Raw genomic sequence first — 24,481 nt, forward strand, 5'->3', positions numbered from 1 at the left:
GCGCGGACGGGGCGTCCGGGCCTGCCGCGTGCCGCTGGTGGTGGTGCCGGGGGTGCTGATGGCTGGGTTACTTCCCGGCCTGGTCGATGGCCTCGTCGATCATCGGGAGGTAACGGTCCACGGCGTACGGGACCGTCAGCGGGTTGATCATCGAGGAGGCCGTGACGAAGGCGTTGTCATCGCTGGCGACCACCGCGCCCTTCTTGATGGCGGGGATCTGGGCGTAGAGCTTATTCGAGAGGGCCTGCTTGCGGGCTGCCGCGTCGGAGTAGAACGTGAAGATCAGGTCGCTGCCGTTGAGCTGGTCGGCATTTTCGTAGCCGATGACCGCCGAATCGGTGCCTTCGGTCTCCTTCATCTTTTCCACGGCGGGATCGACCTTCAGCCCCAGGGCCTTGACCATGGCTGCGCGCTGTTCGGTGGGTTTGAAGACCCCCAAGGTGTCGGGGGTGGTGTAGATATAGGAAAAGGTGTGCTCGGCAAAGCCGGGGTGCTCCTCGGCGACGTCGGAGAGCTGCTGCTCCAGATCTGCGACCAGGTCCTGGGCCTCGGTTTCCTCTCCGAGCGCCTGGCCGACGATGTCCATCTGCTCATCCCAGTCGATGCTCCAGGCCTGATCCGGGTAGGCGACGGTCGGGGCGATGGCGGTGAGGGTGTCGAACTGTTCCTGAGTCAGGCCCGACCAAGGGGCCAGGATGACGTCCGGTTCCAAATCGACGATTTTTTCCATGTCCAGCTTCTCCCCGGCCCCGACGAGTTCCGGCAGCTTCCCACCATCCTTCTCCACCGCCTCGTGGATCCACGGCAGGTAGCCGGTGTCATCGGCAGCCCAGGCGTACTCCTCCATCCCGACGGGGATGGTGCCTAGGGCGATCGAGGTTTCCGTGGAACCCTGGCCGAGGGTGATGACCCGCTCCGGTTTCTCGGGGATCTTTGCTTCGCCCAGGGCGCTATCGATCGTCACGGGAAAGCCGGCGGAATCGCCGGAGGAAGCCTCCTGGGCGTCTCCGGCGGCCGGCTCGCCTCCCGCGCAGCCCGTCAGCATGAGGGCCGATGCGGCAGTCAGGGCCACGGTCACCCCGAGGGATCGCAAATGTGAAAAGGGCATGAATATCCTTAGGTGATGCGGTCCCGCAGGGGTCCGACGTGACTCCAAAAATGTACAGAGTTAGGTTACCCCAACCTAACATCCCCTGTACAACGTCACGAGTTCATCACCTAATTACCTGTCGGTGTTCCTAGAGCCAGCCCCGCTCCGCGGCGATACCGGCGGCCTCGATCCGGTTGACCGCCCCGGTTTTGCCGATGGCTGCGGACAGGTGGTTCCGCACGGTCCCCGCGGAGAGGTGCAGAGCCTCCGAGATCGCCGCGACGGTCTTGCCGTTGCGGGCCAGCGCGAGGGTTTCGCGTTCCCGTTCGGTCAGCGGGTTCCGGCCCTCGGATAACGAGGTGGCCGCCAGCTGGGGGTCCACCACCCGCAACCCGGCATGGACCTTGCGGATGGCCTCTGCCAGCTCGGCTGCCGGGGTGTCCTTGACGACGAATCCGCTGGCTCCTGCCTGCAGCGCTTCGCGGAGATAGCCGGTCCTGCCGAAGGTGGTCACCATCAACGTCCGGCAGCCGGGCACCTCCTGGTGGATCCGGCGGGCGGCTTCGATCCCGTCCAGAACCGGCATCTGGATATCCAGGACGCACACGTCGACCTCCCGGGACGCTGCCAGTTCGACGGCGGCCAACCCGTTATCGGCTTCGGCGACGACGTCCAGGTCGGTTTCGAGCCCCAATAGTGCCACCAGGGCACCGCGCACCAGCGCTTGGTCGTCGGCGACGAGGATCCTGATGCTCACCAGCTGGCCTCCACTCGGGCTCCGCCGAGCTCTGCCGCTCCGATGCGGAAACCCACTCCCACTTCGGCCATGCGCTCGCTCATTCCACAGACCCCGTTCCCGGCAGTGCTGGCCCCCCACCCGACGCCGTCGTCCTCGACGATCACCGATCCGGGAGCGAAACGGATCAGGCAACGGGTGGCTTGTGCATGGCGTAGGACGTTAGTGCCCGCCTCCCGCAGCAGCCAGCCCAGCGGCCCGTGGAACTTCCGCGGGACCTGCCCGGCGGGATCGCCTTCGATCTCGACGTCGATACCTGCCCCGTTGAGCGTGATCCGCAGCGCTTCAAGCTGATGGGGCAAGTCAATACCCAGCAAACCGCCGACGGTGGTCCTGACGTCGGTCAGGGCACCACGCACGAGCGAACGGATCTCGGCGATCTCCGCGCGGCTCCGTTCTGGATCATCGGTGATAAGCCGCTCGGCCAGTTCCGCCTTCACGGCCACCACGGTGAGCGTATGACCCAGGACGTCGTGCACATCCCGGGCGACGCGCTCGCGCTCGGAGACCACTGCGAGGTCGGCCTGGATCTCGTCACTGCGTGTTCCGGCCTCGATGAAGGCGAACGTCACCATGTTCAGCACGAAGATCCCCACTTGGATGGCGACGATGTACAGGTAGGCAGTCACGTCCCCGGCAAGCGCCGACAACAGGAGGGTCAACCCGATGCTGGCGATGCCCACCACCCAGGCCCCGGCCCTCGGCAGCAGGAAGCAGGCATAGGCGATCAGGAACGGGCTCATGTAGATCGTGTCCAGACCGATGATGGCGCCCATTCCGAGCATGATGGCGACCAGCGCACCCAAGCCCAGCGGGGTCCAACGAACCCACTTCGCTTCCGGATCCAACCGGTTGCCCAGGATGAAACCGGTCAGGTAGACGCCGATGAACACGGCAATCAGCAGTAGCGCCAGGGTCAGTAATCCGGGGCCGAGGTCGGCTTGGATCACTGCGGCGACGGTATAGCCCAGGAAAATCAGCCAGATGGCCGAGAGGAGCCAGCCGTGGCGTTCCCAACCGCTCCGGGCAGAGGACGCGTCGGTGGCCGCGGCCGAGGAGCGGGCTGCGGCCCGCGTTTCGGGGATGGTCATCTCCCCGTCTCCTAGCGGCGTGACTGGCCGCGGCGAACGGCCAGTACCGCGACGGTTCCGAAGATGAGAAGCCATGCCACCAGATTAGCGATCAACCCCCATAATGGGTCGACGTCGGACGACTGGGCCTGCGCGCCCTCCAGGATCGGCCACCGCACCAGCCCCACATACCCGTACATCGGGGTGAAGCGTGCGACCTGCAGCAGGGTTCCGGTCAAGGGAATGAAGACGTTCCCGAGGAAGGCCACCAGCACCAAGGCCCCGGAAGCGACCCCCATGGCCGAGTCGCTTTTGAAGAGCATCGCGATGGCGTACCCGAAGAGCGAGAACAGGACCGAGCCGACCAACGCGATGACGAAAGTGACCGGCCACATCCACGCGCTATCGACGCGGGCACCGGTGAGGGCACCGACCACGAAGACCACGGCGATGGCCAGCGCCGTGATGGCCAAAGCGACCACCGCCTTGCCGGCAACGAACCCTGCGGGCCGCAGCGGAGTCAGAGCGATCTGTCGACCCCACCCCTGCATCAGCTCGACGGCGGCGACGCCGGTGACGGCGGTGGCTGCCACCGAGGCGCCGTAGGCGGCCATCGAGGCCATGATGTAGAACTTCACGTTGCCGTGACCGGAGGCCTGATCACCGTAGCCGAAGGACAGCCCGAAGATCACGTACATCAGGGCCGGCAGGATCAGGACGAACATCAGGTTCATGACGTCGCGCAGCTGGCGGGTCAGGTCGATGCGGATAAAGGTGGCATTCATGACGGTTCCTCTGTCGTGGGGGCGTGTGGGGGCGGCGTTCAGGCGTCGGCGGTTTCGGTGGCCGGATCGTTCGTCATCTGCACGAAGGCGTTCTCCAGGCTGGGGGCCGAGATTTCCAGGTTGGTTCCGCCACCGCGGGTCAATAGATGCCGGGCGACGGCATCGGAGTCCGTGGCGGTGATGGTGACGCGTGGGCCGTTCACCATCACCTCGGTGACCCCGTCCAGTGCCCGGAGTTCGGCCAGCCGTGGATCGGCCGAGGCGATGGTTCCGTGTTCTTGCAGGGTCGCCGCAACGGTGCGGCCGGAGGCCAGCGCCCTGACGTTGGCGGTGGTTCCGTCGGCGATGATCTTCCCGGCGTTCATCAGCACGATGCGCTGGGCGAAGCTCTCGGCCTCCTCCAGGTAGTGGGTGGCGAAGATGACAGTACGCCCCGCGGTGGCGTCTTGGCGCATGGTGGCCCAGAAGGCCCGGCGGGCGTTGACATCCATGCCGGCGGTCGGCTCATCGAGGATCAGCACATCGGGGTCCGGCAGCAGGGCCAGTGCGAACTTGAGCCGCTGCTGCTCGCCACCGGAGCATTTGACCACCTTGCGGTTGGCCAGCCTCGTGATGTCGGTGGCCTCCATGACCTCTTGGACCCGGCCCTTGGCTCCGTACAGGGACGCAATGGCCAGCACGGTCTCGTGGACCGAGAGGTCCCGAAGCAGGCCACCGGTTTGCAGCAGGGCGGAGACCCGTCCGGCACGGACCGCTTCGTGGGGTTTACTGCCGAAGATGCCGACCGACCCGGACGTGGGATCGGTCAGTCCCAGGGCCATGTCGATGGCCGTGGTCTTTCCCGCACCGTTGGGGCCGAGCAGGGCAACGATCTCCCCCGGGTCGACACGCAGGCTGATGCCGTCAACGGCGTTGAGTCGGCCTCCGTCGACGGAGAAGGTCTTGCGTACGTCCTGGAGTTCGAGGGCTGCTGTCGTGGTGTCCATGAGCCCAGTCTTCCCGCAGGCGGTCAGTGGCACCTCTGGCAGTGATCACCTTTAGACCATGACCGTTGTCATGGCCCGGATACTGCGTCTGCCGATCCTGCGGTGCCGCCCAGCCGGCGGGTCGCGGCATCCTGGTGGGCCAGTCGACGCAAAGCCAGAATGACCGGCTCATACAGCGCCGTACCCAGGACGGCGTGCTCCACCGACTCGGCGGAGTCCCGGGGCATGGCGTCGATGTCGAATTCGGCGATGGCCATCAACGAGTCGGCGTAGACCTGCAATCGTTCCGCGCCCAGCGGGATGCCCGCCCCGGCTGCGGCGTCCAAGGCACGTTCGAGTTGGGCGACCGCGGCATAACCGGGATCGTAGACCTGCCCCATTGCCTGAAGCGTGGCCCGGGCCAGCGGATACTCCGGGACCACGTCGTCGTCCTCCTCCGGGAGGTAGGGGGGAAGCGTGGCAACCGCGGCGCCCAGTGCCTCGAAGGTGTCATCGCCGGGGGAATCGATCAGCCCCAGCACCGTACGGACCTTCTGGAGCGGGAGTCCGGCGACATCGGCGAGCGCCTTGATCACGCGGATGCGGTGCACATGGGATGGGTCGTAGTCCGCCTGGGTGGCTCCCCGTGAGAGGCCCGGGGCCAACAACCCCTCGCGCAGGTAGTACTTGATCGTCGACACGGTGGCGCCCGTCTGCGCCGCGAGTTCCGAAATCTTCATCCTGCCCTCCCTTGACTATTAGATAGTACCAGTATCTAGTATTAGATACTGTTACTATCTAGCCAGAAAAGATGATCATCATGGGCCTTGCAGAGATGATGTGGACCACCGCAACCACCCTGGGTCGGTCCGGTCGGTTTCACAACGGTCACCACCTGTCACGCCATCTACGCCGTCGCAGGGGCACCCGCAAGGTGCTGGTCTGGACGCTGGCCCTGGCCATGCTCATCGCAGGGTTCGGCGCACTGCGGGACTGGCGCAACGCGGCAGCCACCCAGGATCACTGGGCCTCCGAACTCCGGCGCCCGGCACTGGACGACGAGCTGCTCCTGGTCGCCTTCGGGGACTCCGCCATGCAAGGAGTCGGCGCCACGTCGGCAGAGACGACGCTGGCGGGCCGCGTGTCCCGAAAAATGGCCTTCCTCTCCGGCAGGCGGGTCATCGTGCACAACCACGCCGGCGGTGGGGCCACGATCTCCCGCATCCTTGCCGAACAGATTCCCCCGGCCACCGACGCAGGCGCAGCTACCGGCGGTGATCTGGCCCGGGCCGACGTCGTCATCGTCGCCAGCTCCAACGACCTCGAGCAACGCACCGGCCCGGAAAACTACGCAAGCGATCTGCGGCGACTGCTCGCGGTTTTGGACCCGGAGCGCACCATCGTCTCCGACCTGCCCCTCGAACCGGGACGGCGGGCCTATCAGGAGGTACTGGAGCGCGCCACCCACGACGCGGGCCTCCCGCGGGCCGACTTCGCCGGCTCCTTCCTTAGCGCTCGTCGCTCCGACATCTTCTCCTGGCTACCCCCGCACCTCAATGACCGGGGCTACGCCATCTGGGCCGCGGCCTTCACCACCGAACTCCCCTCGCGGGGCCACCGGCCCTGAAACCGAAACCGAAACCGAAACCGAAACCAAGGATCAGATCATGCAAACAGGACATTCCCTCACCGCCGGCATCGTGCTGCTCGCGGTCGTCACCATCGCCTACGGAGGCACCTTCGTGCTGCGGGTGCTCACCGGCAAGGAACCCGCCAACGAATTGCAGAAGTCGTTCTTCAGGGCAGGCCACGCCCACGCCGGGGTCCTGGTCATCCTCGGCCTGGTCGTCCTTCTGCTGGTGGATGCCGCTGGGGTGGCCTCCCCCTTCAGTTTCGCGGCCGACGGGGTGCTGTTCTCCGCCATCCTGGTCCCGGCGGGGTTCTTCCTCTCGGCCATCGGGCGGGATCCGCAGAAGCCCAACGGCTTCATCGCCCTGCTGTGGGCGGGATTCATCCTGCTGACGATTAGCCTCGTCCTCGGTGGGATCGGGCTGATCGCCGCCGACTGATGGGCATTTCGGCCACCGCGTTGGTGCCGAAAGAGCCACGGCATAGTGTGGAACCTGGACGGACGACGGCGGCCCTCAGTGGTGCCCGCATCGCCACAGCTGACGACGACGGAGATGACCAGCAGAGTGCCCGCAACGGATCTGGTTCGTGAACTATCCCGACTATTGCCCGCAGGGCACCTCCTCCACGACGAAGAGTCGTTGGGAAAATACAGTCACGATGACGCCGAATGGGCTCCCTTCACCGCCCCGCTGGCGGTAGTCCTGGCGCGGTCGACCGCCGAAGTTGCAGCAGTGGTCAGCTACGCAGCCGACCACGGTATCCATGTGGTTCCCCGGGGCGCGGGAACCGGATTGTCGGGAGGCGCCAACAGCGTCGAGAACTGCCTCATCGTCTCGTTGGAGCTGATGACCAGCATCTTGGAGATCGATACCGTCGAAGGACTTGCCGTGGCTCAGGCAGGGGTCATCAACGACGATCTGCGCCGTGCCGTGGCCGAGCACGGGCTCTGGTATCCCCCGGACCCGGCTAGTTCCAAGATCTCCACCATCGGCGGAAACGCCGCGACGAATGCCGGTGGGATCTGCTGCGTCAAATACGGCGTGACCCGCGATTATGTGCGCGGCATGACGGTGGTGCTGGCCGACGGGGAGATCGTCCACCTCGGCCGCCGGACCGCCAAAGGGGTCACCGGCTATGACCTCACCTCCCTGCTGGTCGGTTCCGAGGGAACCCTGGGGATCATCACCGACGTGACGGTCAAGCTACTGCCCCTGGCGGGCCGGGAAGAACAGGCGATCATCGGCTACTTCCCCACCCTCCGCCTGGCCGGCGACGCGGTGGCCGCGGTGACGGCAGAGGGAATCGTCCCCGCGGCACTGGAACTCATCGACAGCACCTGCCTACGGGCCGTGGACGACTGGATGGGCCTGGGCCTACCGGAGGACGTCAACGTCCTGCTGATGGCCAAGATCGACGAGCCCGGGACCACCGGGGCCGACCTGGCCTCCCGTTTGGCTTCGATCTTCCACGACGCCGGCGGGACGAACATCGAGCAGGCCACCGACCCGACCGAGATCGAGCGCCTCTTCCTGGCCCGACGGATGGCCTACCCGTCGCTGGAACGCCTGGGCCCGGTGCTGACTGAGGATGTTTGTGTCCCCCGGCACGCAGTCCCCGAGATGCTCGCCCGAATCCAGGCCTCAGCAACAGAACACGACGTCGTCATCGCCAACATCGCCCATGCCGGAGACGGAAACCTGCACCCGTTGATCATTGCGCCCGTCGGGGACGACGCCGCCAAGGCCCGGGCCAAGACGGCGTTCGACCGGATCGTGGACGACTGCCGGGACCTGGGCGGGACGGTCACCGGCGAACATGGGGTGGGTCTGCTCAAGCTGCCCGGCGCCGCAGCGGAACTGGAGCCACGGGTCATCACGATGCACCAGCAGATCAAGAATGCCCTGGACCCCCACGGGATCCTGAACCCGGGGAAGGCGTTCCCGGCCCCCGAACCCGCTGAGGAACTCCGGTGACCAGCGTTCAGGTCAGCTTCCGCCCCTGGGCGGGAAGACCGTTGCGGTGAAGTCGGGGTCGACCATGTCGACATCAAAGGGGAACAGCGGGCGTTCGATGTTCCGGTGGCCCAGCCTCAGGAGGTCCTGGTCCACGCCTCCGGGGGTCAGCGCCAGCATCCAGTCGGAGGCCAATTCGAAGAGTTCAGGTTCCAGATAGCCGATCTTCACGATCAGGAGGTCGGCATCCACCAGGCTCAAGCCGGCAGATTCGAAGTCCGAGATCCGGTGGTAGGGCTTGCGGCGTTCGGTGATGATTGCTTCGATCGACCCGACCTTGAGCACGGCGACACGGCCGGAGGTGTCATCACCTGCGGTCACCTGCAGCACGGTCCCGTCGAGGGATACCGGCCCGGCGTGCAGGTGGTCGACCACCGCCCCGGCCGAAACCTTGATGCGGGCCCCGACGCCCGCCACATGGCAGGCCGCGACCGCAGACTCGTCGAAGAGGGAGGCGACCACGGTGCGTGGCCCTCCCACGCGAAATCTCGGATCCTCGATCAGTCGGGTCAACGTCCAGGTCACATCCCCCGAGCCGCCAGCCGTCGGGTTATCCCCGGAATCAGAGAGCACATAGGGGCGAGGCGCATCGTGGGCGAGGGCTACGTCGAGACAGTCGGCCAGGGGCGCTGCGGGGGCGACGAACACGAAATCGGCCCGTGCCTCCCAATACCTGCGCGCCAGTTCGGTGGCCTGGGCTGCCGCAAGGTCGGCGTCGTCGCCGGTGACGACCACGCACGCTGAGCACCGTGGTTCGTCCGCCCAGGCGTAGCCGACCCAGAGGGAAGCATCCACGATGCCCCTCAGGGCTTCAATGTCCGGGATCGCCGCGTAAATGCCGCGGGCGGGTTCCAGACGCGTGGAGGTCTTCTCTCCGGGCAGGAGTACGGGGATCCGCACGTAGGCCTTCGCCGGGGCCCCGGTTCCCTCGAGCAATCGGGTTGTCAGGTTCACCATGGCCCGTGTCTTCGTCTGCTGCTCGTCCTCATGCGGGGCCATGCGATAACACGTGATCAGATCGCAGGCCTCCACCAGTTCCGCCGAAATATTGCCGTGTAGGTCCATCGGGGCCGAAATCAGTGTGCGCGGAGTTCCCGCCGCCGCGCTGGATGCGTCGAGGGCGGCACGGACGGCACAGGCCAGATCGGCTTCGGCATCCCGCCTCCCGAGGACCGTCATGGCCCCATGGATGTCCAGCAGGAATCCGTCGAAGGGCCCCGCGGCACGGATCATGTCCAGCAGCTCGGTCTTCAACGCCTCATAGACCTCTTCCAGGACCATGCCGCCGGGAAGGGCTCGGGCGTGGACCAAAGGTACCCAGTCAGCTTCTTCGGCCACCGCCTGATCGTCGCCGGGGCCGTCGGACTGCAGAACCGAGTAGCGGGCCAGCAATTCGTCGTCGTGCGTGAATCTGAAGGCGTCGAACCCCGATCGGTGCGGGGAGAAGTTTGAGGACTCGATGGACATCCCGCCCACACCGATGCGGGGTGGGTCACTCCGATGGGACATCAGCGTCCCGCTTGGAAGCGGATGATCCGTTCGATGGCTTCGGCGACGGCTTCCTGGCCGGCGGCGAAGCTCAACCGCACCGCCCGGCGCCCTCCGACGGCATCGAAATCGGCGCCAGGGACCAGAGCGACCCCTTCCTGCTCCAACAGGGCGGCGCAGTAGGCCGTGGAATCGGCGAAACCCTCCAGGGCCTCCCCCAGATCCGCGTAGACGTAGAACGCCCCGTCGGCCGGGGCGGCCTGCCCCCATCCGAGCCGCGGCAGGTTGTCCAGCAGGACCTCGCGGGTGGCCGCGAACTCGGCGACGAAGGCCTCGGCTTGCCGGTACGACTCCTCGGTGAAAGCCTCCACTGCTGCCATCTGGGCTGGTGCCGGCGGGCAGAGTGCCACGTTCCCGGCGAGCGCCTCGATGGCGGGCAGCAGGTCATCGGGCACCAACGCCCAGCCCAGACGCCAGCCGGTCATCCCCCAGTATTTGGAGAAACTGGAGATGACGACGCCGGTGCGCTCCAGCTCCCAGGCGCTGACGCCCCGGGCGTCGGGGGCATCGGCGGCGGCGTAGGTGATGCCGTGGTAGATCTCGTCGCTGATCAGCCGGGCCCCGTGGGTGGCACACCATTCGGTCAGGGCCGCCAGCTCCTCCCGGGAGACCATGGTCCCTGTCGGATTGGCCGGGGAGGCCAGCATCAGTCCGGAGATCGGCCCGTGTTCTGCGACTGCGGCATCAAGCTGCTCGGGGGTGGGTTGGTACCGGGTGGCCGGACCGCAGTCGAGTTCGACGACGTCGATGCCCAGGGTGCGCAGGATGTTCCGGTAGGCCGGATAGCCCGGGCGGGCCAGGGCGACCCGGTCCCCGGGGTTGAAAGCGGAAAGAAAGGTGAGCATGAACGCCCCGGAAGAGCCGGTGGTCACGGCGACGTTGGCCGCAGGGACCTCGAGGCCGTACCAGCGCAGGTAGTGACCGGCGATGGCCTGACGTAGTTCGGCGATGCCCAGGGCCGGGGTATAGGTCAGCGGCATGGCCGAGGCGTGGATGGCGGCGGCCCGTTCGGACACCTCGGAGGGCGCTCCGCCACTGGGTTCGCCGGCACAGAGGGAGATCACGTCACGTCCGGCGGCGCGCAGGTCGGCAACCCGGGACAGGATGTCCATGACCTGGAAGGAGGGCACGTGGGCCCGGGAGGCAACGGTCAGTGGCTGGTTCATGGTGCTCCTTCAGTGTCATGGGTGCTCGATGCTGCGCCGTCGAGCCGGGCCAGGTAGTAGTGCATCGGTGCGTGGCGGATCGTGGCCGGTAGGCGGGGAAAGACCAGGGCCAGACCGCGCATCAGGGCCCGGAAGACGGCGTCTTGCCCTGTCCCGTAGCGCAGCCCGTAGGCGGTGCGCAGTTGGGGTGTCAGCAGTCCTGCGGTGAGGATCCTGGCCACGGGCATCGATAGCCGGACCCAGGCCGGGGCATTGCGTGCGGCCAGCAGGGCCCGGCCCACCCGCATGATGGTCCGATCCACCATCAGCTCGTTGTTCATTTCCTGCCAATAGGCGGCGAAGTCGGCGCGGGTGGCTGGCCAAGCCCCTTCCGGGACCCGCAAGGCGGTGCCGAGCACCGAGTACTCGCGGTAGATCTTCTCGGCGGTTTCGCCCGGCAGCAGACCGAAGACCGCTTCGTAGACGATCATGGCGGAGTCGTAGAGGGTGGCGGCGACCCACAGTTGGGCGTGCGGGTCGTGGGCGTCATAGGCGGGATGGCTGCCGTCTTCGGCGGCCCCGGAGTATACGGGGGCGTGGGCCCGTTCGACCCACGCGCGGGCGGCCTCGGCCTGGGCATCGGTGCCGTTGGTCAGGGCGTAGATATAGGTCAGGGTGCCGTGTAGTCGGGCCAACGGGTCCTCGACGAAACCGGAATGGCGGGACACCCCGTGCCCGACCGGCGGGTAGGCCAGCTGCAGCAGGATGGCCCGGCCGGCCCCGGCCAGCATGACCGATTCGGGGGCCATGTCCGCGATTGAATGCGGCGAAGTGACGCCACGACTGAAGATCCCCATGACACCGATGCTAGCGTCCCGTCACCGGACAGCGATGGCGAGGCGCCTGTGGCAGCGGGTTTTTCGTGGCTGGCGCGCCTACTCCGAGGCGGCGAGCTGGCCACAGGCGCCGTCGATCTCCTTGCCGCGGGTATCGCGCAGCGTGGTGGGGATCCCGGCGTCGATCAGGCGGTTGATGAACTCGTCGGTGATCTCCGGTTCCGAGGAGGTCCAGACCGATCCCGGGGTGGGGTTCAACGGGATCGGGTTCACGTGCACCCAGCCGCGGCCCCGCTTATTGAGCTTCTTGGCCAGCAGGTCGGCACGCCAGCCGTGGTCGTTCATGTCCTTGATCAGCGCGTACTCGATCGACACCCGCCGACCGGTGGCCTTGTAGTAGTTATAGGCGGCGTCGATGGCCTCGTCGGCCTTCCATCGCGAGTTCACCGGGATGAGTTCATCACGCAGTTCATCATCGGGGGCGTGCAGGCTCAACGCGAAGGTGATCGGGATGTTCTCGGCGGCCAGCTTGTTGATGGCCGGGACCAGCCCCACGGTGGAGATGGTGATGTTGCGGGCGCTCATGCCCAGCCCTTCGGGAGCATCGGCGATCATCCGGTGCACGGCGTTCATGACCCGCTTGTAGTTGGCCAGTGGCTCTCCCATGCCCATGAACACGATGTTGGTGACGCGTTCGGCGTCGTACCCTCCATCGCGGCGGCCTCCCCCGAGTCCGCCTTCGGCGATGACCCGGTTGGCCTGGACGATCTGGTCAAGGATCTCCGCTGCAGACATGTTCCGCGTCAGCCCGGCCTGGCCGGTGGCGCAGAAGGGGCAGTTCATGCCGCAGCCGCACTGGCTGGACACGCACAGGGTCACCCGGCCGGGATAGCGCATGAGGACGGACTCGACCAGGGAGCCGTCGAAGAGCCGCCACAGGAACTTGACCGTGTCACCGTTGTCGGTGGTCAGGCGCTTCACCTGGGTCAGCAGCGGGGGGAACATGGCCTTGACCAGTTCCTGGCGGCGCTCCTTGGGCAGATCGCTCATCTGCTCCGGGTCGGTGGTGTAGTGCTGGAAGTAGTGCACGGAGAGCTGCTTGGCACGGAACTTCGGCAGACCGAGTTCGACGAGTTTTTCCTGGCGTTCGGCCAGCGTCAGGTCGGCTAGGTGCACCGGCGGCTGGGACACGCGCGCCTTGGACTTGAACTCCAGCTTCGGCCGCCCGTCGGGGGCCATGGCTTGGGTCCAGCCCTCGGCGGTGGGGCGGACCTGGGCACGGCCTTCCTGCCGGGCGCGGTTCTCGGACATGCGGGAACGCTCGGGGGAATCGGGGACTGCGGTCTCTTCGGGGGTACTCATTACACCCATTGTCCCATGCCCGTCCACTCGACACCCATTCAGGCCTCGGGGACCGGGTTTTCCTGTGTGGTTGCTCGCTTCTCTTCGGCCCGTCGGGCGGCACGACGACGAGGTTTCGGTTTGCCGTGGACGGTGGGCGCGGGCAGGTTCCGGGTTTCCCACCAACTGATCACATTATTGATGGCCCGGCCCAGAACCAGCGAGACGACGATGGCCAGCAACACGGCGACCTCGGTGGATAAACCGTCCCAGACACCGGACAGCAAGCCCACGCCCACGGAGTACACCGACCAGAGGACCCCGGCAATGAACGAATGCTGGATGAAGACCCGCCAGGTATGCGGAACCAGGGCCGAACCGATGTTCATCGTCAGCCGGCCCATGGGGATGAACCTCGAGGTCATCACCAGCGGCAGGTCGTTGTCTTTCAGCCTGTTGCGGGTCGCCGCCAAGGCCGCCTGCCACCGTCGTCCGGCCAGGATGCGCCAGTTCACGACGTCGAAGCGCACGGCGAGCGCGTAGGTCGCCGCATCCCCGGCGAGCGCACCGACCAGCATGGAAGCGCCGAGCAGGAGCGGGTTCAGTGAGTCGGTATTCGCCGCCAAGGCGCCCAGCGCCACATAGAGCGTCGTACTGGGAACCGGGGGAATCAGCGCTGAGAGGGCAACCATCACCGCACCAAAGAGATAGACCCACATCCCGTCGAGGGAACGCAGTCCCTCGCCTACTTCATTCACCGATGCTCCCTTGAATTGCGCGTGTTGTTCCCCGGACGAACAACGATCCTAGTGCAGTGACCGTGACTACCCCGCCGTGCTCCTCCGGGCCGGGGGCATCGCTCAGGAAGCCTCCCACGGCAGCTGGGCTTCCTTCGCCACCGGGTGTAGCGGGATCATCAGGACGGGGCGTCCCTGTCGGTGGGCCAGATGTACCGCCACGGATCCGCCCAGGAACTCCCGAAAGCCCGAGCCGAAACTCGGTTCCCGCGTGCCGACGACGATCATCGCCGCATCCCGTTCCTCGGCGAAAGCCGCCAAGGCCGCCGCCGTATCCCCGACCAGGCACTGGGTGGACCACTCAACCTCGAGGCCGCCCATGAGGCCTTCGATCCTGCGACGCACCTCGGGGTCGAAAGCGGGTTCGGCTGGTTCGTCGCTGTCCGGGTCGATCGGTGCGGACCACGTCGAGCCGTCGGCGCCGATAACGGCATATCGGCTGGGATCCACGGTGGCAAACAGTGCCAACGCACCATACTGCCGGGCGACGTCGGCCCCGGCCCGGATCAGTTCTTCCCGTGGTCGTGGAGGGACCCCGACGACGATGCATGCCCTGCTCGACGATCCGGCGGATGGTGGGATGGTCACGACGGTCCTCCACTTCGGCGAATGTGTTGCCCACTATCCCAGACCCGGGACACCCGCGGGAAGCGTTCCTGCCACGTACTTAGCGGCAGGGCGTCCCCGCCGGCGAATGTGGAACGATACTCTCATGCGACTCTGGTCCCTGCACCCCCGGTATCTGGATTCCAAGGGTCTGGTTGCCTGTTGGCGTGAAACCCTGCTGGCGCAAAAAGTCCTCAGTGGCGGGACCGTCGGCTACCGAAACCACCCCCAACTGACACGGTTCCGTACCGGCGGCGACCCGATCTCCTTGATCGGCGCCTACCTCGAGGGCGTTGCCGCCGAGGCCGATTCCCGCGGCTATCGATTCAACCGCGCCCTCATCCTGGAGCCGCACGCCCCACTCACGCCGCTCCTGACCGTGACCGCCGGCCAGCTGGAGCACGAGCGCGAGCATCTGCTGGCCAAGCTCGCGGTCCGCGCGGTCGAGCTCGTGCAGACGGTCCCGATGCCACCCGAGACTCATCCGCTCTTTTCAACGATTCCCGGCCCGATCGAACCGTGGGAAGTTCCGTAGCCGGACATAACGAAGCGCGGCACACACCAACGTGTGTGCCGCGCTTCGCGGGAATCTGCCGGGGCCTTAGGCCTGGGCCGGATCTTCGACGACCAGCGGGTAGACGCCGTTCTCGTCGTGGACTTCGCGGCCGGTCACCGGCGGGTTGAAGACGCAGGCCATGCGCAGCTCGGAGGTGGCGCGCACGGTGTGCTTCTCGTTGCCATCGAGCAGGTACATGGTGCCGTCGGCCAGATCGTGGACCTCGCCGGTCTCCTCGTTGGTCAGCGTTCCCTCACCCTGCACGCAGTACACGGCTTCGATGTGGTTGGCGTAGTGGAACGTCGAGGTGGTTCCGGCGTAGATCACGGTGTCGTGGAAGGAGAAGCCGACTCCTTCGCGGGCCAGCACCATGCGGCGGCTGCGCCAGGTCTCCGACTTGATGTCGCGCTCGGTGTCGTTCAGGTCATTGCGGTTGATTACCTGCATGTGTTGTCCTCCTGGGGAAGTTTGGGGAAAGAGTGTGGTGTTCGGGGAGCGAAGGCTTAGACGGCGGCCAGGGCCGGCTGGCCGGTCACGGTGCGCACGGCGTTGCCGAGCACGGTCAAACCACGCTGGAGTTCTTCGGCGGTGATGGTCAGCGGCGGCATGATCTTCAGGACTTCGTCCTCCGAGCCGGAGGTCTCCACGAGGAGGCCGTTGGCGAAGGATTCGGCGGCGACCTTCGAGGCGATCGAGTGGTCCGGGAACACAACGCCGGAGAGCAGGCCGCGGCCGCGGAGCTCAGCGCCATCGACCAGGGCGACGATCTCGGACAGGCCATCACGCAGGGCGGTGATGGTGCCGGCCAGTTCGTTCTGGAAGTCCTGGTTGGCCCAGTACTTCTTCAGCGCGGCAGTCGCGGTGATGAAGGCCGGGTTGTTGCCACGGAACGTGCCGTTGTGCTCACCCGGGCCCCAGATATCGAGTTCGCGCTTGAACAGCGTCAGGGCCATGGGCATGCCGTAGCCGGAGATCGACTTGGAGATGCACACGATATCCGGCTCGATGCCGGCTTCCTCGAAGCTGAAGAACGTGCCCGTACGGCCGCAACCGGCCTGGACGTCGTCGACGATCAGCAGGACGTCATGGCGCTTGAGCAGCGTGTCCAGGTTGCGCAGCCATTCGGCGCGGGCGGCACGCAGGCCGCCTTCACCCTGAACGGTCTCCACGATGACGGCAGCGGGCTTGTCGACACCCGAGCTGCTGTCCTCGAGCAGATGTTCGAGCCAGACGAAATCGGCCTGTTCGCCTTCAAGGTAGCCGTCGAAGGGGATCCGCGAGCTGTTGGCCAGCGGAACGCCGGCGCCTGCGCGCTTCATCGAGTTGCCGGTCACCGACAGCGCACCCAGCGTCATGCCGTGGAAGGCGTTGGTGAAGGAGAGGACGTTCTGGCGGCCGGTCACCTTGCGGGCCAGCTTCAGCGCGGCTTCGACGGTGTTGGTGCCTGTCGGGCCGGGGAACATCACCTTGTAGTCGAGCTTGCGCGGCTCGAGGATGAGGTCCTGGAAGGTCTGCAGGAAGTCCCGCTTCGCCGGAGTCATCATGTCCAGTGAGTGGACGACGCCACCGCTGGTCAGGTACTCCACGAGCGGCTGGGTCAGGGCGGGGTTGTTATGCCCATAGTTCAGTGCACCGGCACCGGCGAAGAAGTCCAGGTATTCCTTACCGTCTTCGGCGGTCTGCGTGGCGCCGGAAGCGGTCGCGAACACTGCGGGCCAGCTGCGGCTGTAGGTGCGAACCTCGGATTCGCGGGTTTCAAAAATGTCAGTCATGGTCATTCCCTTTCATAGGTCGATGACAGGCTTCAGGAGGGCGCAAGGCATCGCGGTGATGCCCGGGGCGCCGGAAGTCGTGGTGGGTACTAGCCCTTGGAGTTGCTGGACGCCAGGTTCAGCGTGCGCAGATCCGCATCCAGTCCCAACGGGGCGATGCGGTACAGGTACTCGGTGTCGTGGCCGTCCGGGTACATGCCGGGGGTGAACAGCGGCTCGCGCTCGCATTCGGCCTCGTGGCGTTCGGCAAAGCGCTGGAACAGGTGGTTCGACGCACCGTTGTCTGCCGTGATCGTCGTTTCCAGACGATCGGCATGGGTGCGCTCGGCCAGCTCATCAAGCATCTTGGCGGCCAGGCCACGCTTCTGGAATCCAGCGCCGACAGCGACCTGCCAGATCAGCAGGGTTTCGGGCTCGTCGGGGCGCATGTAGCCGATCACGAAGCCGGCTGGCTGGCCGTCAATGACGGCCATCAGCGAGCTCTGCGCGAAGTCGCGGCACCAGAGCAGGTAGTAGTAGGAAGAGTTCAAGTCCAGCACTTCGGAATCTTTGGCCATGTTCCACATGGCTGCTCCGTCCTCGGTGGCTGGGTGGCGAAATGTAGCCTCGGACTGTGTGTTTGCGAGTTCATTTTCCATCCCTACAAACCTAACGCGCTCAGGATTTCGATCAAGCCGGGGTGTGGCGATTTGACACGGATTCTGCCCGAGAGGACACTTTCGTCGCACCGACCCCATTCGGAGGCATCCCAAAGCTGCCAAGGGATGCCGCCGAGCGCCCCGTGTTGTTTTGACCCGCTAGCTATCGTTACCTGTTCGTTATATGACCGGAGCCGTCGTTGCGGGGTTTTTCGTCCTCCAGGGGGCCTGCGGGCAGACCGGGGACCGCGGGCTCGACGCCGGCAGAGGCCACCACGGCGGTGGTATTGCGGATGAAAACCACGAGCCAGGCGAACACGATTCCGGCCGCTGCGAGCTCGAGAGCCGTGAGGTTGTAGTACTGCAGCGGACGCCACAGGGCCGCTGCCGCCACGAGCGCGCCGACCGCCAGATAGGTGAGCAGAAAGAAGGCCTTGGGGAACCCCGGTAGCCACAGCGGAACCCCGGCCAGCAACACCAGCAGGAACACCGCGAGGACCCGCACAAAGAATGTATGCACCGGCTCGAATGTATTGACGGGGAACAGTCCGATGCCGACCATGCACACCCCGCCGGCAACCAGGCAGGTACGCACCACCCCGGGGCGGGGGCGCATGAGCCGTTGAACGCCCAGGGTCCGGTGCCAGCGCCGGGCACCCGATTCGTCGTGGCGTTTGGCGGCGGCGACGACGTCGGCCCATTGCTTCAGGTCACGCGTGATGAACGCGGAGAGAGTGGTCAGGATGATCCCTGAGGTCGTGATGGTGGTGTTGAACGTCCAGAAGGACGTCAATCCGGCTTGCCCGGTGCCCAGCTCGCTGAACATGGAGTGCCACCACAGCGGGTTCTCCGCATACAGCATGCTCACCAGCATCCCGGAGGACATGAAGACCGCCAGCATCACCGACAGGGCGATGGCGGTGATACGCGCCCCGGAGATATATCCGAAGTAGCCAGCGACACCAGCTGAAACAGCCAACATCACCGTTCCGGCCACCGGATCCACGGTCAGGCCCGAGAATGCCTGCTGGAAGAGTCGGAAAAGCACCAAGGCGGACATCGTCGCGATCGAGGCGTGCACCACCAGCAGGGCTGCGACGTCGAGGATCTGCCGGATGACCGGACGCGCACCGAGCCACAGATGGACGGTACGGATGTTCTGGACGTATCCGGCCACGAATCCGGCACCGGCCATCACCCCGGAGACCACCGAGGCATAGATCGCCACCGACCCGTCCCCGGCCAAGGGTGGCCGGTATCCACGAAACGCGATGGCACCGACGATGACAGCCAGGATCCCCGCGACGACACCGGCCCAGATCGACCGGGATTCGATGTCCAGTTGGCGCCGGGCAGCGCCGGGCGTTCCCTGGTCCTTCATCGGTCGGGGGCCTCCTGACGGCTACCACGGGGCGGGGGGGGTGTTCACCTCGATTCTGTCATGGTTGCCCCCGCGGGGAGGACGCGCCGGGTCGCCTCAGTGGCCGATGAGTTCGCTGCGGATCAGGAAGCGGGTGCGAAGAACTCGAGCGCGTTTCCGTCGGGATCCGCAAACGAAAGCCCCGAACCATAGTGGGCTTCGACGATTTCGCCGTGCTCGATTCCCCAGGTGTCCAGCTGATCCCGCCAGCGCACGAGTTCTTGATAGTCGGCGCATCCGAAACCGACATGGTCCATCCCCGCTCGTCGGGCGTCGAACCGGTCGTTGGAGTCCGTCACCGGGTGGAAGTGCAGCCCCAGCAGCATTCCGCCGTCCAACGGATAGACCTTGTGCCAGAAACCGCCAGCGTCCTCATCCAACACGGGCGAAACACCCAGGAGCCGTTCGTACCAGGCCGAGCTGCGGTCCAGGTCTGTCACGGTCAACGCGACGTGGGCGATGGGAGGGAAAGTCATGGGAACTCCTTAGTTTGTTGATGGCGGCAGCTTCGTATACCAGCCGTCGGATCCGGTCTGACGGTAAGTGAGGCAAGGAAATTGGTTCCAGCCCAGGCGACTGGAAGAGGTGAGAATACTGGCCGGGTTGTCTCAGCAGGAACACCAGCCTGACGAAACATCTCGCGATTGTGGCCTGCCGGCCACCCGCCGGGGACTTCCCTGTCCCGAGTGATCTGTCCTCGCCAAGGAGCGCGGGTACCGGGTGGCCGATGGTCCCAGGCTCCCTGCGCCACGGGTCGGCCACCGGCTTGCAAGGTCGGGCCTCAGCCGTCGATGAGTTCGCTGCGGATCAGGAAACGCTTGCCTTCCGGAGCCTCGAGAGAGAAGCCCCCGCCCCTTCCATCAACGACATCGACGGTGAGCAGGGTGTGTTTCCAGTATGCGAACTGTTCCTTCGACATCCAGAAATCAATATCACCCAGCGGGGTGCCGTCGTCGTCCTTCAGTCCGAAGACACCCAAGCGGATATCGGCGTCGCCGGTGATGAAGTCCCCTTCCGGGAAGCACATCGGCGATGAACCATCACAGCATCCACCCGACTGGTGGAACATCAGCGGCCCATGGCGGGCCCAGAGGCTGCGCAGCAGCACCTGGGCGTCGGCGGTGAGCCGGACGCGGGTGAAGTCCTCACCTTCTATGTCGGGGCGGGCGTCGAGCACGGTATCCACGGCGTTCTCCTTCTCCTCAGGGGCCGTGACCCCGGTCCGGAACCGCTGGATTGCGGCTCCGGACCGGGGGCATGACGGCAGTGTTCCTTCCCGGAAACCGTTTAGACGGTGGTCCCCGTGTAGTCGATGACCACTCGGCCATCGATCTTGGCGTGGCGCATTTCGTCGAAGACCGCGTTCACGTCCTCGAGCGGGCGAGTGTGGAAGGTGGGCTTGATCTTGCCCGCCGCATAGAACTCCAAGGCTTCTATCATGTCCTGACGGGTGCCAACGATGGACCCCCGGATGGTCAGGCCCTTGAGCACAATGTCGAAGATGGGGGCGGGGAAATCTCCCGGTGGCAGTCCGTTGAAGACGATCGTGCCGCCGCGCCGGGTCATGCCGATGGCTTGACCGAACGCGTCCGGATGCACGGCCGTGACCAGCACTCCGTGGGCACCACCGGTGGCTTCCTGGATGGCTTCGACCGGATCGGCGGCGAAGGCGTTGACCGTCACTTCGGCGCCATGGCTGCGCGCCAGGGCCAGCTTCTCCTCGGCGACGTCGACCGCGGCGACCCGCATGCCCATGGCAACCGCATACTGCACGGCGATATGCCCGAGACCGCCGATCCCTGAGATGACCACCCACTGACCGGGCTTGACCTCGGAGCGCTTGAGCCCCTTGTAGACCGTGACCCCCGCGCAGAGGACCGGGGCGATCTCGTGCGGATCGGAGCCTTCCGGGATATGGGTGGCGAACTTGGCCTCAACCAACATGTACTCGCCGAACGATCCGTCGACGGAGTATCCACCGTTGGTCTGGGATTCGCAGAGCGTCTCCCAGCCAGTGCGGCAGAACTCGCAGTTCCCGCAAGCGTTGGCGAGCCAGGCGTTGCCGACCATGTCGCCGACCTTCACCTCGGTGACGCCTTCGCCGATCTTCTCGACATAGCCGACACCCTCGTGTCCCGGGATGAGCGGAAGCTTGGGTTGGACCGGCCAGTCGCCACCGAGCGCGTGAAGGTCGGTGTGACAGACGCCGGAGGCGATCAGCTTCACCAATGCCTGGCCGGGGCCCGGCTCCGGGACCTCGGCGGTGGTGATGTCGATGTCGTTGCCGAACTCGTGGACGATGGCTGCATTCATGGTACTCATGGTGTTTCCTGCTCTTTCGGGGTTCGGGGTTCGCGGGTTCCGGCGTCGGTGCCGGAACCCGTGGACTGCGGTTGGGGCAATAAATGGTTTAGAAGAACCCCTGCTTTTCCTGCGCGTAGGAGACCAGCAGGTTCTTGGTCTGCTGGTAGTGGTCCAGCATCATCAGGTGGTTCTCGCGCCCGATGCCCGAGGACTTATACCCTCCGAACGCCGCGTGGGCCGGGTAGGCGTGGTAGTTGTTCACCCAGACCCTGCCGGCCTGGATCTCACGCCCCGCACGGTAGCCGGTGGCTCCGTCGCGGGTCCACACCCCGGCACCGAGACCATAGAGGGTGTCGTTGGCGGTCTTCAGCGCATCGTCATAGCCACTAAAACGGGCCACGGAGACGACTGGCCCGAAGATCTCCTCCTGGAAGATCCGCATCGAGTTGTCCCCGGCGAAGATCGTCGGTTGGACGTAGTAGCCTCCGGAGAGTTCGCCTCCGAGGTCGGCACGGCCTCCACCGGTGAGGATCTGGGCGCCTTCCTGCTTGCCGATGTCGATGTAGGACAAGATCTTCTCCATCTGGTCGTTGGAGACCTGGGCGCCCATCATCGTGTCCGTATCCAGCGGGTGTCCCTGCTTGATGGCTTCTGTCCGTGCGGTGACGTCGCCCATGAACCGGTCGTAGATCGAGTCCTGCACCAGGGCGCGGGAGGGGCAGGTGCAGACCTCGCCCTGGTTCAGCGCGAACATGGTGAACCCTTCCTGTGCCTTGTCGTAGAACGCGTCGTTCTGCGCGGCAATGTCCTCGAAGAAGATATTCGGGCTCTTTCCCCCCAGCTCAAGGGTGACGGGAATGAGGTTCTGCGAGGCGTACTGCATGATCAGCCGGCCGGTGGTGGTCTCACCGGTGAACGCAATCTTGCGGATGCGCTTATTCGACGCCAGTGGCTTGCCGGCCTCGGTGCCGAATCCGTTGACCACATTGAGCACTCCCGGTGGAAGCAGGTCCCCGATCAGCTCCATCAACACCAGAATCGACACCGGGGTCTGCTCGGCGGGCTTGAGGACGACTGCGTTGCCCGCGGCCAACGCGGGTGCCAGTTTCCAGGTAGCCATCAGGATCGGGAAGTTCCAGGGAATGATCTGTCCGACCACGCCGAGCGGCTCGTTGAAGTGGTAGGCGACGGTGTTCTCGTCGATTTGCGAGAGCCGCCCCTCCTGCGCGCGGATGGCCCCAGCGTAGTAGCGGTAGTGGTCGGCTGCCAACGGCAGATCAGCATTAAGGCACTCGCGGATGGCCTTGCCGTTGTCCCAGGTTTCGGCGACGGCAAGCATTTCGAGGTTCTCCTCGATGCGATCGGCGATCTTGTTCAGCACGGCCGCCCGTTCGGCGGGGCTGGTCCGGCCCCAAGCCGGCGCCGCGCCTTCGGCGGCATCGATGGCAGCTTCGATGTCCTCAGCGGTGCCGCGGCCGACCTCGCAGAAGACCTGTCCGGTGATGGGCGTGATGTTTTCGAAGTACTCGCCCTTCACCGGGGCTTTCCATTCACCGCCGATGTAGTGCTCATAGCGCGGTTTGAAGTCCAGTAGTGCCCCATCGGTTCCGGGGGCGGCATAAACGGTCATGACAACTCCTTTGTTGGTCGCCGTTGGCGCGACCGGACCGGAAGGCCCACGGCCACAACGGCGGGTTCCGCGTGATGTGGCTCACGTTACGCGAGGAGGGGTTGCACCGACGTTGCACTATTGGCCGCCGACCGCCGATGGTCAGCGCAGCTCCGATTCCAGTCGTTGAAGACGGGCGACAACGACCGAACGCCGCGGCGAGCGGGCGGGGAGGATCTGCAGGGCGGTGCGCAGTCCTTCGATGTCGGCGGAGGCCTCCGGCAACTCGAGGTAATCCACAAGCGTGTCCGGTTCAGCGTCGCTGAGCATCGACTCGCGGAGGGCCCCGGAAACCTCGAGCCGAATATCGACCACCCCGGGGGCTTCGGAGCGCGGAAGGACCGGCCCGGTATAGGCGGTCAACGCTTCACGGTGGCGTCCAGCCCCCAGATGACGCAGGACATCACGGGCGTCCATGGTGACGGTGGGACCGATGCGATAGGGGCGCGAGTCCAGTCCGATCCGGCTCCCGTCAGATCCCATTGCCTTGCGAAGTCGAGCCATTTCGGCCCGGACGCTGACCTGCTGGCCGGCATCCCCGAAGAGCAATTCGGCCAACTCCGCGGCATCCAGCCCGCCGCGGTTCCAGCCGAGCAGGGCCAGGATTTCGGCATGACGACCGCCCAGCATCCGGGATGGCACGGCGCCGTCAAGCGTTCCGGCCTCCGGGCCCAGGACCCTCAGTCGGGCGGAGGTCCGGGTGACCGGTACTGTCAGGCTCCGTCCGCGGGCAGCACCCTTCAGGGCCTCGACATGAAGCTGCGCTTCAGCGGCGGCGACGGCGGCCCGCAGCAGGGCCAATGAGTGGCTAGCCACGGCATCGTCATGTCCCGTCAGGTCGACCACGCCCAGCAGTCGACCGGTCAGCGGGCAGTGGATGGGTACGGCGGAGCAGCTCCACCGGTGAGCCTCGGGGCTAAAATGCTCCGCCCCGCTGACCTGCACGCCGACCCCGGTGACCAGGGCCGTGCCCGGGGCGGAGGTTCCGACGGACCGTTCGGACCAGTCGGCGCCGGGGACGAAATCCATTCGTTCGGCGGCATGGCGCACCGAAGTGTCACCTTCAACCCAGAGGAGGTGTCCGGCGTCGTCCCCCACGGCAACGAGTAGTCCGGTGTCCTTCGCTGGTTGGACCAGGAGGCGGTCGAAGACGGGCATGAGCGATACCAGCGGGTGACGGCGTCGAACGTCGGCGAGTTGGGGGTCGCTGAGACCATTGCGGGCGACGGCCCCGGCAGGATCGCCGTGGAAGTCCAGCGAGCGGATCCAGGAGTCATGGACGACAGGACGCAAGCGGGGGAACGCGGGATCCTGGGTCCCGGCGAGGAGCGGCAATCCCGAGGAGAGACGAGCATGGGCGCGCTCGGCGGAGCGCTGCAATGCCGGCGATGCCGGTGAAGTCCAAGCCAAAAGGCAACACCACCCTGCGTCCGGCGAACCGGAGCGGCGAACCACATCGCGCCCCGGGCACCGAGAAACAAGACCACCCTTGTGGCCCA

The 24,481-nt window shown here is 65.8% G+C and carries 25 protein-coding genes; 4 read left to right on the forward strand and 21 right to left on the reverse strand.

Annotation, left to right across the window (positions count from 1 at the left end; genetic code table 11):
• Window positions 1-67 precede the first annotated feature (67 nt).
• The 6 genes from FM101_RS05490 to FM101_RS05515 all read right to left on the reverse strand — a co-directional run bounded on the left by FM101_RS05490 (window position 68) and on the right by FM101_RS05515 (window position 5,446).
• The gene (locus tag FM101_RS05490; protein WP_086996618.1) at window positions 68-1,108 is read right to left on the reverse strand and encodes an iron-siderophore ABC transporter substrate-binding protein; all 1,041 of its coding nucleotides are present in this window, start codon (window positions 1,106-1,108) and stop codon (window positions 68-70) included.
• A 130-nt stretch (window positions 1,109-1,238) separates the two neighbouring features.
• A complete protein-coding gene (locus FM101_RS05495; RefSeq protein WP_086996790.1) occupies window positions 1,239-1,850 on the reverse strand; it encodes a response regulator transcription factor in 612 nt (203 codons plus the stop codon).
• Entirely contained in the window at window positions 1,844-2,977 is a 1,134-nt protein-coding gene (locus tag FM101_RS05500; RefSeq protein WP_179204246.1) for a sensor histidine kinase, read from the reverse strand. Before FM101_RS05500 ends, FM101_RS05495 begins: the two co-directional genes overlap by 7 nt.
• 11 nt (window positions 2,978-2,988) lie before the next feature.
• On the reverse strand, window positions 2,989-3,741 hold the full coding sequence (locus FM101_RS05505; protein ID WP_086996624.1) for an ABC transporter permease: 753 nt from the start codon (window positions 3,739-3,741) through the stop codon (window positions 2,989-2,991).
• 38 nt (window positions 3,742-3,779) lie between these two features.
• Window positions 3,780-4,727 carry an ABC transporter ATP-binding protein gene (locus FM101_RS05510; protein WP_086996627.1) on the reverse strand — a complete coding sequence of 316 codons (948 nt, stop codon included), beginning with the start codon at window positions 4,725-4,727 and terminating at the stop codon, window positions 3,780-3,782.
• 68 nt (window positions 4,728-4,795) lie between these two features.
• The gene (locus FM101_RS05515; protein WP_086996629.1) at window positions 4,796-5,446 is read right to left on the reverse strand and encodes a MerR family transcriptional regulator; all 651 of its coding nucleotides are present in this window, start codon (window positions 5,444-5,446) and stop codon (window positions 4,796-4,798) included.
• An 80-nt stretch (window positions 5,447-5,526) separates the two neighbouring features.
• On the opposite strand from FM101_RS05515, the gene FM101_RS05520 reads away from it, so the two are divergent.
• From FM101_RS05520 to FM101_RS05530, 3 genes are all read left to right on the forward strand, one after another.
• A complete protein-coding gene (locus tag FM101_RS05520; protein ID WP_179204247.1) occupies window positions 5,527-6,333 on the forward strand; it encodes an SGNH/GDSL hydrolase family protein in 807 nt (268 codons plus the stop codon).
• A gap of 40 nt (window positions 6,334-6,373) precedes the next feature.
• A complete protein-coding gene (locus tag FM101_RS05525) occupies window positions 6,374-6,775 on the forward strand; it encodes a hypothetical protein (protein WP_086996634.1) in 402 nt (133 codons plus the stop codon).
• Window positions 6,776-6,889: 114 nt separating this feature from the next.
• Window positions 6,890-8,311: an FAD-binding oxidoreductase gene (locus tag FM101_RS05530; RefSeq protein ID WP_086996636.1), complete on the forward strand. Its 1,422-nt coding sequence runs from the start codon at window positions 6,890-6,892 to the stop codon at window positions 8,309-8,311.
• Window positions 8,312-8,323: 12 nt separating this feature from the next.
• On the opposite strand, the gene FM101_RS05535 is transcribed toward FM101_RS05530, so the two are convergent.
• The 6 genes from FM101_RS05535 to FM101_RS05560 all read right to left on the reverse strand — a co-directional run bounded on the left by FM101_RS05535 (window position 8,324) and on the right by FM101_RS05560 (window position 14,605).
• Window positions 8,324-9,859, reverse strand: coding sequence for a M81 family metallopeptidase (locus tag FM101_RS05535; protein ID WP_086996639.1), 1,536 nt, complete (start codon window positions 9,857-9,859; stop codon window positions 8,324-8,326).
• Window positions 9,859-11,064, reverse strand: a complete 1,206-nt coding sequence (locus FM101_RS05540) for an aminotransferase class I/II-fold pyridoxal phosphate-dependent enzyme (protein WP_086996641.1) — start codon at window positions 11,062-11,064, stop codon at window positions 9,859-9,861. The genes FM101_RS05535 and FM101_RS05540 overlap by 1 nt, the downstream gene beginning before the upstream one ends.
• A complete protein-coding gene (locus tag FM101_RS05545) occupies window positions 11,061-11,900 on the reverse strand; it encodes an oxygenase MpaB family protein (RefSeq protein WP_086996645.1) in 840 nt (279 codons plus the stop codon). The genes FM101_RS05540 and FM101_RS05545 overlap by 4 nt, the downstream gene beginning before the upstream one ends.
• 78 nt (window positions 11,901-11,978) lie before the next feature.
• A complete protein-coding gene (rlmN, locus tag FM101_RS05550) occupies window positions 11,979-13,190 on the reverse strand; it encodes a 23S rRNA (adenine(2503)-C(2))-methyltransferase RlmN (RefSeq protein ID WP_245806634.1) in 1,212 nt (403 codons plus the stop codon).
• An 89-nt stretch (window positions 13,191-13,279) separates the two neighbouring features.
• A complete protein-coding gene (locus FM101_RS05555) occupies window positions 13,280-13,978 on the reverse strand; it encodes a DedA family protein (RefSeq protein ID WP_086996652.1) in 699 nt (232 codons plus the stop codon).
• A gap of 102 nt (window positions 13,979-14,080) precedes the next feature.
• Window positions 14,081-14,605, reverse strand: coding sequence for a universal stress protein (locus FM101_RS05560; protein WP_086996657.1), 525 nt, complete (start codon window positions 14,603-14,605; stop codon window positions 14,081-14,083).
• A gap of 124 nt (window positions 14,606-14,729) precedes the next feature.
• Here FM101_RS05560 and FM101_RS05565 point away from each other — a divergent pair, with 124 nt between their 5' ends.
• Window positions 14,730-15,158, forward strand: a complete 429-nt coding sequence (locus tag FM101_RS05565; RefSeq protein ID WP_086996660.1) for a pyrimidine dimer DNA glycosylase/endonuclease V — start codon at window positions 14,730-14,732, stop codon at window positions 15,156-15,158.
• A 66-nt stretch (window positions 15,159-15,224) separates the two neighbouring features.
• Here FM101_RS05565 and FM101_RS05570 read toward each other — a convergent pair whose 3' ends face one another.
• The 9 genes from FM101_RS05570 to FM101_RS05610 form a co-directional block, all read right to left on the reverse strand.
• On the reverse strand, window positions 15,225-15,626 hold the full coding sequence (locus FM101_RS05570) for an ectoine synthase (protein WP_086996663.1): 402 nt from the start codon (window positions 15,624-15,626) through the stop codon (window positions 15,225-15,227).
• 56 nt (window positions 15,627-15,682) lie between these two features.
• Entirely contained in the window at window positions 15,683-16,951 is a 1,269-nt protein-coding gene (gene ectB / locus FM101_RS05575; protein WP_086996792.1) for a diaminobutyrate--2-oxoglutarate transaminase, read from the reverse strand.
• Window positions 16,952-17,040: 89 nt separating this feature from the next.
• Complete coding sequence (gene ectA / locus FM101_RS05580; protein WP_086996666.1) at window positions 17,041-17,589, reverse strand: diaminobutyrate acetyltransferase; 549 nt, start codon at window positions 17,587-17,589, stop codon at window positions 17,041-17,043.
• A gap of 169 nt (window positions 17,590-17,758) precedes the next feature.
• The gene (locus tag FM101_RS05585) at window positions 17,759-18,970 is read right to left on the reverse strand and encodes a hypothetical protein (protein WP_086996669.1); all 1,212 of its coding nucleotides are present in this window, start codon (window positions 18,968-18,970) and stop codon (window positions 17,759-17,761) included.
• Between the two features lie 122 nt (window positions 18,971-19,092).
• Window positions 19,093-19,485, reverse strand: coding sequence for a VOC family protein (locus FM101_RS05590; protein ID WP_086996672.1), 393 nt, complete (start codon window positions 19,483-19,485; stop codon window positions 19,093-19,095).
• A gap of 305 nt (window positions 19,486-19,790) precedes the next feature.
• Window positions 19,791-20,195 carry a DUF779 domain-containing protein gene (locus FM101_RS05595; RefSeq protein ID WP_086996675.1) on the reverse strand — a complete coding sequence of 135 codons (405 nt, stop codon included), beginning with the start codon at window positions 20,193-20,195 and terminating at the stop codon, window positions 19,791-19,793.
• A 101-nt stretch (window positions 20,196-20,296) separates the two neighbouring features.
• Window positions 20,297-21,331, reverse strand: a complete 1,035-nt coding sequence (gene adhP / locus FM101_RS05600) for an alcohol dehydrogenase AdhP (RefSeq protein WP_086996678.1) — start codon at window positions 21,329-21,331, stop codon at window positions 20,297-20,299.
• Window positions 21,332-21,419: 88 nt separating this feature from the next.
• Complete coding sequence (gene exaC, locus FM101_RS05605) at window positions 21,420-22,943, reverse strand: acetaldehyde dehydrogenase ExaC (protein ID WP_086996680.1); 1,524 nt, start codon at window positions 22,941-22,943, stop codon at window positions 21,420-21,422.
• 141 nt (window positions 22,944-23,084) lie between these two features.
• A complete protein-coding gene (locus FM101_RS05610; RefSeq protein WP_245806629.1) occupies window positions 23,085-24,392 on the reverse strand; it encodes a GAF domain-containing protein in 1,308 nt (435 codons plus the stop codon).
• Between the last annotated feature and the right edge of the window lie 89 nt (window positions 24,393-24,481).

Source organism: Arthrobacter rhombi (genome assembly GCF_900163545.1).
Classification (GTDB): domain Bacteria; phylum Actinomycetota; class Actinomycetes; order Actinomycetales; family Micrococcaceae; genus Arthrobacter_H; species Arthrobacter_H rhombi_A.

What these genes read in the sequence shown, in the direction of transcription:
- FM101_RS05490 (WP_086996618.1), bottom strand. Translation starts at nt 1,108, where the DNA reads ATGCCCTTTTCACATTTGCGATCCCTCGGGGTGACCGTGGCCCTGACT.
- FM101_RS05500 (WP_179204246.1), bottom strand. Translation starts at nt 2,977, where the DNA reads ATGACCATCCCCGAAACGCGGGCCGCAGCCCGCTCCTCGGCCGCGGCC.
- FM101_RS05505 (WP_086996624.1), bottom strand. Translation starts at nt 3,741, where the DNA reads ATGAATGCCACCTTTATCCGCATCGACCTGACCCGCCAGCTGCGCGAC.
- FM101_RS05510 (WP_086996627.1), bottom strand. Translation starts at nt 4,727, where the DNA reads ATGGACACCACGACAGCAGCCCTCGAACTCCAGGACGTACGCAAGACC.
- FM101_RS05515 (WP_086996629.1), bottom strand. Translation starts at nt 5,446, where the DNA reads ATGAAGATTTCGGAACTCGCGGCGCAGACGGGCGCCACCGTGTCGACG.
- FM101_RS05520 (WP_179204247.1), top strand. Translation starts at nt 5,527, where the DNA reads ATGGGCCTTGCAGAGATGATGTGGACCACCGCAACCACCCTGGGTCGG.
- FM101_RS05525 (WP_086996634.1), top strand. Translation starts at nt 6,374, where the DNA reads ATGCAAACAGGACATTCCCTCACCGCCGGCATCGTGCTGCTCGCGGTC.
- FM101_RS05530 (WP_086996636.1), top strand. Translation starts at nt 6,890, where the DNA reads ATGACCAGCAGAGTGCCCGCAACGGATCTGGTTCGTGAACTATCCCGA.
- FM101_RS05535 (WP_086996639.1), bottom strand. Translation starts at nt 9,859, where the DNA reads ATGTCCCATCGGAGTGACCCACCCCGCATCGGTGTGGGCGGGATGTCC.
- FM101_RS05540 (WP_086996641.1), bottom strand. Translation starts at nt 11,064, where the DNA reads ATGAACCAGCCACTGACCGTTGCCTCCCGGGCCCACGTGCCCTCCTTC.
- FM101_RS05545 (WP_086996645.1), bottom strand. Translation starts at nt 11,900, where the DNA reads ATGGGGATCTTCAGTCGTGGCGTCACTTCGCCGCATTCAATCGCGGAC.
- rlmN (WP_245806634.1), bottom strand. Translation starts at nt 13,190, where the DNA reads ATGTCCGAGAACCGCGCCCGGCAGGAAGGCCGTGCCCAGGTCCGCCCC.
- FM101_RS05565 (WP_086996660.1), top strand. Translation starts at nt 14,730, where the DNA reads ATGCGACTCTGGTCCCTGCACCCCCGGTATCTGGATTCCAAGGGTCTG.
- FM101_RS05570 (WP_086996663.1), bottom strand. Translation starts at nt 15,626, where the DNA reads ATGCAGGTAATCAACCGCAATGACCTGAACGACACCGAGCGCGACATC.
- ectB (WP_086996792.1), bottom strand. Translation starts at nt 16,951, where the DNA reads ATGACTGACATTTTTGAAACCCGCGAATCCGAGGTTCGCACCTACAGC.
- ectA (WP_086996666.1), bottom strand. Translation starts at nt 17,589, where the DNA reads ATGGAAAATGAACTCGCAAACACACAGTCCGAGGCTACATTTCGCCAC.
- FM101_RS05585 (WP_086996669.1), bottom strand. Translation starts at nt 18,970, where the DNA reads ATGAAGGACCAGGGAACGCCCGGCGCTGCCCGGCGCCAACTGGACATC.
- FM101_RS05590 (WP_086996672.1), bottom strand. Translation starts at nt 19,485, where the DNA reads ATGACTTTCCCTCCCATCGCCCACGTCGCGTTGACCGTGACAGACCTG.
- adhP (WP_086996678.1), bottom strand. Translation starts at nt 21,331, where the DNA reads ATGAGTACCATGAATGCAGCCATCGTCCACGAGTTCGGCAACGACATC.
- exaC (WP_086996680.1), bottom strand. Translation starts at nt 22,943, where the DNA reads ATGACCGTTTATGCCGCCCCCGGAACCGATGGGGCACTACTGGACTTC.